The sequence below is a fragment of the Streptomyces viridochromogenes genome, assembly GCF_001270495.1.
Lineage (GTDB): Bacteria > Actinomycetota > Actinomycetes > Streptomycetales > Streptomycetaceae > Streptomyces > Streptomyces viridochromogenes_A.
Genome location: NZ_LGUR01000032.1, coordinates 1 through 8,382, shown reverse-complemented (window position 1 = coordinate 8,382; position 8,382 = coordinate 1). Strand labels below are relative to the sequence as shown.

General features: G+C 72.2%; 7 protein-coding genes. 4 read left to right on the top strand and 3 right to left on the bottom strand.

Going from position 1 to position 8,382, the window contains the following annotated elements; genetic code table 11:
* Nucleotides 1-10: 10 nt before the first annotated feature.
* Entirely contained in the window at nt 11-988 is a 978-nt protein-coding gene (locus ADK36_RS05910) for a PP2C family serine/threonine-protein phosphatase (RefSeq protein ID WP_234329687.1), read from the top strand.
* 16 nt (nt 989-1,004) lie between these two features.
* Here the strand turns inward: ADK36_RS05910 and ADK36_RS05905 are convergent, their stop codons facing one another.
* Complete coding sequence (locus tag ADK36_RS05905) at nt 1,005-2,321, bottom strand: transcriptional regulator (RefSeq protein WP_048587428.1); 1,317 nt, start codon at nt 2,319-2,321, stop codon at nt 1,005-1,007.
* A gap of 254 nt (nt 2,322-2,575) precedes the next feature.
* Here ADK36_RS05905 and ADK36_RS05900 point away from each other — a divergent pair, with 254 nt between their 5' ends.
* Complete coding sequence (locus ADK36_RS05900) at nt 2,576-3,193, top strand: hypothetical protein (protein WP_048587427.1); 618 nt, start codon at nt 2,576-2,578, stop codon at nt 3,191-3,193.
* 620 nt (nt 3,194-3,813) lie between these two features.
* On the top strand, nt 3,814-4,296 hold the full coding sequence (locus tag ADK36_RS05895; RefSeq protein ID WP_078916824.1) for an ATP-binding protein: 483 nt from the start codon (nt 3,814-3,816) through the stop codon (nt 4,294-4,296).
* Between the two features lie 74 nt (nt 4,297-4,370).
* Here ADK36_RS05895 and ADK36_RS05890 read toward each other — a convergent pair whose 3' ends face one another.
* Nucleotides 4,371-5,408, bottom strand: coding sequence for a DUF2637 domain-containing protein (locus ADK36_RS05890; RefSeq protein ID WP_048587425.1), 1,038 nt, complete (start codon nt 5,406-5,408; stop codon nt 4,371-4,373).
* Nucleotides 5,409-5,712: 304 nt separating this feature from the next.
* A complete protein-coding gene (locus tag ADK36_RS05885) occupies nt 5,713-6,564 on the bottom strand; it encodes a (2Fe-2S)-binding protein (RefSeq protein WP_048587424.1) in 852 nt (283 codons plus the stop codon).
* A gap of 155 nt (nt 6,565-6,719) precedes the next feature.
* Here ADK36_RS05885 and ADK36_RS05880 point away from each other — a divergent pair, with 155 nt between their 5' ends.
* Entirely contained in the window at nt 6,720-7,607 is an 888-nt protein-coding gene (locus ADK36_RS05880; protein WP_234329686.1) for a GntR family transcriptional regulator, read from the top strand.
* Nucleotides 7,608-8,382: the final 775 nt, after the last annotated feature.

The following is an 8,382-nucleotide window of genomic DNA, read 5'->3' as shown; positions in this document are numbered from 1 at the left end:
CCCCACCTCCATCCCCGCCCCCCGGCCCCTCGACTACGTGGGCGACGGCCCTCCCACCTACGCCGCCGCACCCACCGCTCTCCCGCCGGCGGACCCCGACGACCTGGACGACCTGGTCGCCGACACCGTCCTCGACGGCGCCCGGTACGGCGCCTGCACCCTGCGCGCCGTGTCCCTGCGCGGGGACTCCGCCCGCTACCGGGGTGAACCCCGCCGCGACTCCCTCCTCACCGCCCGCTTCGGCACCGGCGAACACGCGCTGATCCTGGTGGCGATGGCCACCGGCGCCCGAGCCACCCCGGGCGCACACCGCGCCGCGGCCGAGGCATGTCACTGGATCGGGCGCGCCGTCGGCCGCAGTCACCCGAAGCTCGCGGCGGACATAAGGGCCGCCAGGCGCGGCGACCTGAAGTCGGGCCTGCACCGCCTCACCGACCGCAGCCTCGGCAAACTCCGCGCCAGCGCAGCGGAACAGGGCATCGAACCCGAGGAGTACGCGGCGACCCTGCGCTGCCTCCTCCTCCCCGCCGACCCGGAGTGCCGTACGCGCGTCTTCTTCGGCGTCGGCGCGGGCGGACTCTTCCGCCTGCGGGACGGCGAATGGCAGGACATCGAGCCCCGCGTCACCGAGATCACCGGCGAGCCCGTCGTCGGCTTCGGCTCACTCCCCGCCGAGACCCCCGAGGGCGACCGCCTCACCATGGACCTCGGCATCACCACACCCCCGAGCCCTTACGACCCGGCCCCCGAGCCGCCCCGCGAGCCCTTCCGCTTCCGCGCCTCCGTGGCCCGCCCGGGCGACACCCTCCTGATGTGCACCGGCGGCCTGGCCGACCCCCTGCGCGGCGAACCCGAACTCGCCGCCCACCTCACCGGACGATGGTCCGACCCGGAGCCGCCGGGGCTCGCCGAGTTCCTCGCCGACGCCCAGGTCCGGGTGAAGGGGTACGCCGACGACCGTACGGCCGCGGCGGTGTGGGAGGCGTAGCCCGCCGCGGTACGGCTCACTCGTACGGCGCCCACTCACGCGCCGAGGTGTCGTAGGCGTAGTTCGGCAGGCCCTTGGTGCTGGTCGTGCGGAACGGGCGGCCGTGGTCGTCGATGCGGGCCGTGCCGGTGCGGCCCTGCGAGGACCAGTCCAGTTCGAGATACCAGTTGCAGTCGCAGCCGTCCGTCCGCGCGTCGACCAGCAGCACCTCCGGGTCCTCGGCGGACACGCGGTACGGCAGCTTCATCGCCGGGATCGTGGTGCCCGAGTCGTTGCCGTCGGCCGGGCGGGCGATGGGCCGGTCCTTGTCCAGGTCGACGTCGAAGTAGCGGGGCGTCAGCGCTCCGCCACAGCCGTGGTCCATGGCGTACGACGTGCCCTGGACGGGTGCCGCGCGGCCGGCGACGCGCACGCGCAAGGCCTCCAGGACCACGGCCGTGGACGTCCGCCCCTGCACGGTGATCTCCACCATCGTCTGCCCGCCGTGCACCGCGCCCTGCGATCTCGCCCAAATCTCGGCGTCCTGCGGGGGCGGCGGCGGGGGCACCTGCTGCGAGGGCTTGGTGATGACGTAGTCGTGGCCGCAGCCGGCCTGCCAGACATGGGAGTTGGCGCTCCAGGTGAGGGGCGCGCCGGCCGGGGGCTGCTGCGCACCGGACTTCTCCGAGGGGCGGTCGGAGGGTCCCGTGGGCTTCGCCGAGGGCTTCTTCGATGTCGGTGCGCCGTCCGAGGGAGTCGGCGTGGTGGGGGAGTGCTTCGGCGACGCGGTCGAGGTCGGGCCGGGAGTGCCGGCCGTCGGCGTACGCGTCGGATCGGCGCCCTGGACGGAGTCGCTCGCTCGGGAACGGTCGTCGTCCGGCAGGGCGGAGAGACTGCCGAGAGTGGCGAGAAGCGCCGTCGCCACGGCCGCGGAGACCAGGAGGCGCCGGCGGCGGTACCAGGGGCGGTGGGCAGGTGCGCCCGGTGTCGGCCCTTCGGCCGCCTCCGTGGAGGAGTCGGCCGGAGGACAGGCGGCCGCAGAGGACGGGGCCCCGTCCGCGCGGTCCGTTGCCGCAGGACCCGCCGTACGCGACCGCTGGCGCGCCGCCACCGCCAGGATCCAGCGCCGGTGCAGCTCCAGCCGCTCCTCCGGCGTCGCCTCGCACAGGGCGGCGAAGCGTTCCACGGGGGCGAAGTCGAGCGGGACCGCGTCACCGGCGCAGTAGCGGTGCAGCGTGGAGGTGTTCATGTTCAGGCGGCGGGCCAGCTGACCGTAGCTGCGGTCGGTGCGGTCCTTCAGACGCCTGAGCAGCGCCGCGAACTCCTGGACGTCGTCGTCCTGTGCTGCAGACACCGTTCCCCCGTGTCCTCACCGTCCCGGGACGGCATCCCAGGCACTCCATATACCTGCACGTCAGAAGGGCTGGGATGGTTCCACCGTCGCGGATCGGGTGTGGGAGCTTGCGGCCGTCCGCTGTGACGGCTGATGCTCTTGGTGTCGCACCGACCAGGGCCGGACGGACCAATCCGCCATAGGTGACGACCACTTTCGATCGTTCACGCTCTCATCTCGCTCATCGCACTCATCTCATTCACGGGGGTACACCCATGTCCAAGCACACTCGGACCGGCACGCTCGTCGCACTCGCCGTCGCCACTCTCGCCGCCGGTGCCGCACTCACCGCCGCGCCGGCCGGCGCCGCGACGAAGGCGCCCGCGCCGAAGTTCCTGTCCGCGTCCCAACTCCCGCCGCACCCCTCCTCCGACTGGACCGCCGACAAGGTCACCGACGGTGTCCCGGAGGAGATGCAGTACTGCTTCGGCGAGGCGCTGCTCGCCTACGACTCCCGCTACCGCACTTTCCGCACCGAGCTGGAGACCAACGCCCAGCAGCTCAACGTCGTCGTCGGTGACAGCGCCAAGGCCAAGGCCCTCGCCACCCGCCTCGACAAGGAGGCCAAGCGCTGCGTCGCCCGCATGGACGCCGCCCCGGACGTCGAGGCCGACTACAAGAGCTACGGCACTCTGCCGGTCGAGGAGGGCGCCCGCGTCCACGGCTTCGCGACCCGCGCCTCGTGGGGGGCCATGGACGTCCACCTCCTCTCCGTCGGCCGGGACGGCGGCACCGTCACCGTCGTGCAGTGGGGGCAGATGGGCGACTTCACGCACGCGCCGGTGAAGGACTTCAGGAAGACGACCACCACCGCGGTCAACAAGCTCTACTGACCACCACACCAGCGGGGCCGCCCTCCCGGACGGGGGTCGGGCGGGCGGCCCCGCACTCACCCGCACTCACCCTCACTCATCCGCTCTCACCACGGCGGAACCAGGGCTGAACAAGCGAGTTCCGGCCAGTTTCGTCGGCCGCGGGGCTCGGCACGGGGCGTCCGCGTCGACGGAACCCCGATGCCGAGCCCTCAACTGCCCCATGCCCGCGTCACATACGGCCGGAACGGCAGCGGGGCATCGGCAGCCGGGCCGATCCCCTCCGGTCACGACGCCCGTGCGCGGGTCGGCTCGAAGCCGTGCGGGACTGCCCTGGTCGGCCGCTCGCGGCCGGAGCGGATGCACCGCCCCGCCTCCTCTCGCCGGATGCCGGCCGTCGGCCCGGAAACCGGGCCGACGGCCGGTGACCGACTCGGTTCGGTCGTCGCGCACGGCGGCTTCCGGGCGTCCGGTGGGCGCCGTTCCGGGTTTCATGCACCCGGCGTGCGCCGCCCCAACCATGGCCGAACACCTGGTCGTTGACGATTCGACATGACTGGCGCGCCGCAGCCTTGGGAAATGCTTCCCGTGAACGTGTTCGAGCCAGGAGGGGAACCGACATCGGCACGCGGGCGGGGGTCATGAAGAGGCAGGCACGAGGAGGCGGTCCCATAGCGTACGGGGCCTCCTCTGTGGAGACAGCGGAGGACGAGGCCGCGAGTGCGGGGGAGCTCGCGCAGAAGCCTCAACTCAGGCGCAGACTCGGGCGGGCGGACCTACGGGCCGTACCGGAGGCACGCAGGGCCCTGCGCGACCTGTTGCGGCAATGGGGGAGGCCCGGACGATCGGACATAGCCGAACTGCTCACCAGCGAGCTCGTCACCAACGCGATCGTCCACACCGACCATGAGGCGGTCCTGACGGCGACCGTCGGACCGGACGGACTCCGAGTGGAGGTACGGGACTTCGTGGCCCGCCGGCCCAGACTGCGCGTACCGATCGCCGACGACGGTACGAACGGCAGAGGTCTGGTCCTGGTCGAGTCCCTCGCGGACGCCTGGGGTGTGCAGCCGCACGGGGTGGGGAAGGCGGTGTGGTTCGAACTCGGCGCCAGTGCCGCATGACGCCGTACGAGAAGACGGGAAGGGGCGCGACCCGAGCCCCGGGTCGCGCCCCTTCCCGTCGATGAGAGGCGTTCTCAGCCGAACTGCTGCTCAAGATCCTTGAGCTTGCGCTCCAGGGAGTCGAGCCGCGGCAGCGCCATTGTGTCGTCCTCCGCGGTGAGGTCGACGGAGACCGGGTCAGAACCGGTGCGAACGGGCTGAAGGGAGGGACGCGAGCGTACGGGCAGCTGCTCCGCCGTGGATATGGCAGGCTCCGCGGTGACTTGGGCCGAGGCACGCTCCAGAGCCTGCGTCTCGACCTGTCGGCCGCCACGGCCCACGAAGCCTCGGTGGCCCCGGCTGATCGCCTTCAACTGGGCCCGCTCCATGCGCTGCTGGTCGCGGCGGCGCAGCCGGGTCTCTTCCTTCTGCCGCTTGTCCTCGCGGACCTCGTCGACCGCCTCGTCCAGGCTGCGCACGCCCTCCAGGAGCATCAGCGACCAGGCCTTGTAGGTCTCGCGAGGGGCCCGCAGCCAGCGGACGATGCGGATCTGCGGGAGGGGCCTCGGCACCAGACCCTGCTCACGCAGGGCGGCGCGGCGGGTCTGCTTCAGCGCCCGGTCGAACAGCACCGCCGCGGAGAGGGACATGCCGGCGAAGAAGTGCGGGGCGCCGTCGTGGCCGATGCCCCTGGGCGCGTGCACCCAGTTGAACCAGGCCGCGGCGAACGCGAACGTCCACACGAGTATCCGGGAGCCGAGGGCCGCGTCACCGTGGCTGGCCTCGCGGACGGCGAGCACGGAGCAGAACATCGCCGCCCCGTCGAGGCCGAACGGCACGAGGTACTGCCAGCCGTTGGTGAGGCCGAGGTTCTGCTCACCGAAGCCGACCAGGCCATGGAAGGAGAGGGCCGCGGCCACCGCCGCACAGCAGAACAGCAGGACATAGGAGACGGTGCCGTAGATGGCTTCCTTGCGCCTACGGCGCTCCTCGCTGCGCTCCCACGAGTCGTCCGCGCTCGCGTCCTTCCCCACGGTCTTCCCGCGCCGGAGCACCGCTATCGCCGCCAGCAGGCCCAGGAGCAGGACGGCGCCCGGAAGCAACCAGTTCAGCGATATGTCGGTCAATCTCATCTGGGGTCCCTTGCATTGGGATAGGGCGTAACGCCCGCCATAGTGGCCCAATCTCACTGGCCCTCAGGGGGTTTCGGGGCAAGAGGCCGCCAAGGAAGTGCAAGGGAATGCCCAGGGCGGCGTTCTGCTCGAACTGCCGCTTGAGGGGCGGGAGTTGAGTTCGAGCAACACTACCCGTGCGGGTGGTTCCACGGAAAGTTCCTGCGCGGAGTGAGGAAATTGTGAAACGCCTGTAACCGTGACGGGTGCCCTGCTCGCGGGTGATCTTACGGCACGGCGGCTTTCGGCCGTGCCTGAGGGTGCCTCAACTGGCGGCGGCCAGAAGCCTGGTGACCCGGTCCGCGTCGCAGGTGCGCGGGCAGGTGGGGCAGGTGTCCGCGGGGCGCAGTGTGTAGAACATGCAGCAGCTCGCCCGGTCCCGGGTGGGCAGGGACTCGCCGTTCGGGCCGGTGAGTTCACGGAAGGCGGCCGAGCCGACGTACGGCTTCGTCGCGCCCGGCAGCAGCAGCTCCAGCTCGCGCCGCGCTCGCTCCTGTTCCCCGTCGCCGAACAGGTGGGCGACGTACCACAGGCCCTCGACGACCTCGTCGGTCGCCATGCCCCACAGTGCCCGCCCGCGCCGCCGCATGCGCGGGCCGAAGCCCGCGAGGACGGGTTCGAGGTGCTCCGCGACAGCGGCCCGCACCTCGGTGCGCAGGGCCTCCTCGTCGGGTACGACCCGTGCGCCGGGCAGGGTGGCGGCCGGGTCGCCGGGAAGGCAGGCGAACGTGGTGGGGCGGGCCGCCAGGCGGCCTATGGGGAGGCCAGGGGCCGTGCGGTCGTAGGAGACATGCGTCACGGGGAAGCGGGGGACGCGGCGGAGCAGGAACCAGGGCACGGTGATCAGCAGGCAGGCGGGCCAGGCGTACCGGTGCAGGCCGAAGCTGGCGACGACGTCCGTGCGTGCGGACTGTCCGTAGTCCCGCAGTATCTGCGCGTCGTCCCAGGCCAGGAAGGTGTCGAGGCCGGTGTCGCCCTCGGCGAGCGCGGCGGCGGTGATCCAGCCGCCGTGCTGGGGGACCGGTGTGCCGGCGGGCGGCTGGGTGATGTCGAGCCCCGGGAAGACCTTGGTGAGACGGGTGTACGCGTCCGCTAGGGCCGAGGGGGGCACAGGCATTCCGGACCACCGATCCGCGAGGATTCAAAGGTAAGGCTTACCTTACCCAAGATCGCTGTGATTTGAACTGTCGCGTTCTGCGCCTAAGGTGCTTGACGGGCGAGTAACAACCAGCCGTAATGACCCCAAGTACCGATACGTCCGGAGGAGGACCCGTGAAGCAGGGCGCGCAGGGCTCCGCGGGAACGGGGATTTCGCAGGTGTCGGACACATGTGGGGGAACGGGTGTGGGTGTGGGTGTGGGCACGGGTGTGAGTGCCGGCCCCGGCGAGGCGCGGGTGCCGTCGCAGGCGCGGCCCGCGGACGTGGACCGGAGCGGGGGCGGGGGCGGGGGCACGGGCCGGGGTGTCCCGGCGCCGACGGCTCGTGGTGAGCACATCCACAGCGAGCCGCCCATCCCGCGGCCGCGTGCCGTCGTCCAGCGGGCCTCGGTGCGGGGACAGATCCTCGACGCCCTGCGCACCGCGCTGGTCACCGGTGAGCTGGCGCCCGGGGCGGTCTACTCGGCCCCCGCGCTCGGCGAACGCTTCGGCGTCTCCGCGACGCCGGTCCGTGAGGCCATGCAGCAGCTCGCGCAGGAAGGTGCCGTCGAGGTCGTCCCCAACCGGGGGTTCCGGGTGGTCGAACGCGGCGCGCGGGAACTGGCCGAACTCGCCGAGGTCCGGGCGCTCATCGAAGTCCCGGTGATGCTGCGGCTGGCCCGTACGGTTCCCGCCGAACGCTGGGCGGAGCTACGGCCGTTGGCCGAGGCGACGGCCCGCGCGGCGTCGACCGGCTGCCGGGCGACCTACGCGGAGACGGACCGTACCTTCCACCGGGCTGTGCTCTCCCTCTGCGGCAACGAACAACTCGTTCAGATCGCCGACGACCTCCACCGCCGCGCCCAGTGGCCGCTGGAGACCCCCGCCCGCCCGTCGGGCCGCTGCCACGTGGACCTTCTCGCGGACGCGGCGGAACACACGGCGCTGCTGGACGCGCTGATCGCCGGGAATGTGGATGTGGTGCGCACGTTGGTGGCAGACCACTTCGCGAGCACGCGCTGACGGCTCTTGGGGGTGCGCGCCACGGCATGCCTGCGGCGCCTGTGCGGGTTGGGTGGGGGTGCGTGTAGCGCCTGCGGGTGGGTTGTGGGTCGGGGCCGTGCCGGGGGTGTCCGTCCTCGGTCCGGTGGCTGGCGTACTGCCAGGAGGTGCCGTTTCTTGACACCGGACTCTGCGGGCGGACACCCCCCGACACGTCCCCTCGCCGCCGTACGCGACTGCGGGGCGGTGGGGCTGCGCGCCATTCCTCATCCGCGCCGCCGGCGTCTGCGAGCCCATCCTCCGCCCAACGGGCTTCACCTCGCGCCGTCGGCGGGCGCTTCCGCGGCGGGTTCGGGCATCTTCGGCCGGTCTGGCGTTTGAGGACGGGGACTGCCGTCCCTACCCCCCCGCCCACCTGCAGTTGGCTTCGCCTCAGGGTGGTCGGTCGTTGCTTTTGGGCGCCGGTGTGGGCTTCTTCAGCCGGTCCGGCGTTTGAGGCCGAGGACTGCCGTCCCCAGCCCCCGCCCACCTGCAGTTGGCTTCGCCTCAGGGCGGTCGGTGGTCGCCTTTGGGCGCCGGTGTGGGCTTCTTCAGCCGGTCCGGCGTTTGAGGCCTAGGACCGCCACCCACCCGCAGTCGGCTTCGTCTCGGGGCGGCTGGCGGTCGCCTTTGGGCGCCGGTCCGGATTCTCCAGCCCGTCCGGCGTTTGAGGACGAGGCCCCTTCAGGGCCGATGGGGGTCCAGGGGGCGGAGCCCCCTGGTGGGGTTGAAGGGGCGGAGCCCCTGGGGATGGGAC

What these genes read in the sequence shown, in the direction of transcription:
- ADK36_RS05900 (WP_048587427.1), top strand. Translation starts at nt 2,576, where the DNA reads ATGTCCAAGCACACTCGGACCGGCACGCTCGTCGCACTCGCCGTCGCC.
- ADK36_RS05895 (WP_078916824.1), top strand. Translation starts at nt 3,814, where the DNA reads ATGAAGAGGCAGGCACGAGGAGGCGGTCCCATAGCGTACGGGGCCTCC.
- ADK36_RS05890 (WP_048587425.1), bottom strand. Translation starts at nt 5,408, where the DNA reads ATGAGATTGACCGACATATCGCTGAACTGGTTGCTTCCGGGCGCCGTC.
- ADK36_RS05885 (WP_048587424.1), bottom strand. Translation starts at nt 6,564, where the DNA reads ATGCCTGTGCCCCCCTCGGCCCTAGCGGACGCGTACACCCGTCTCACC.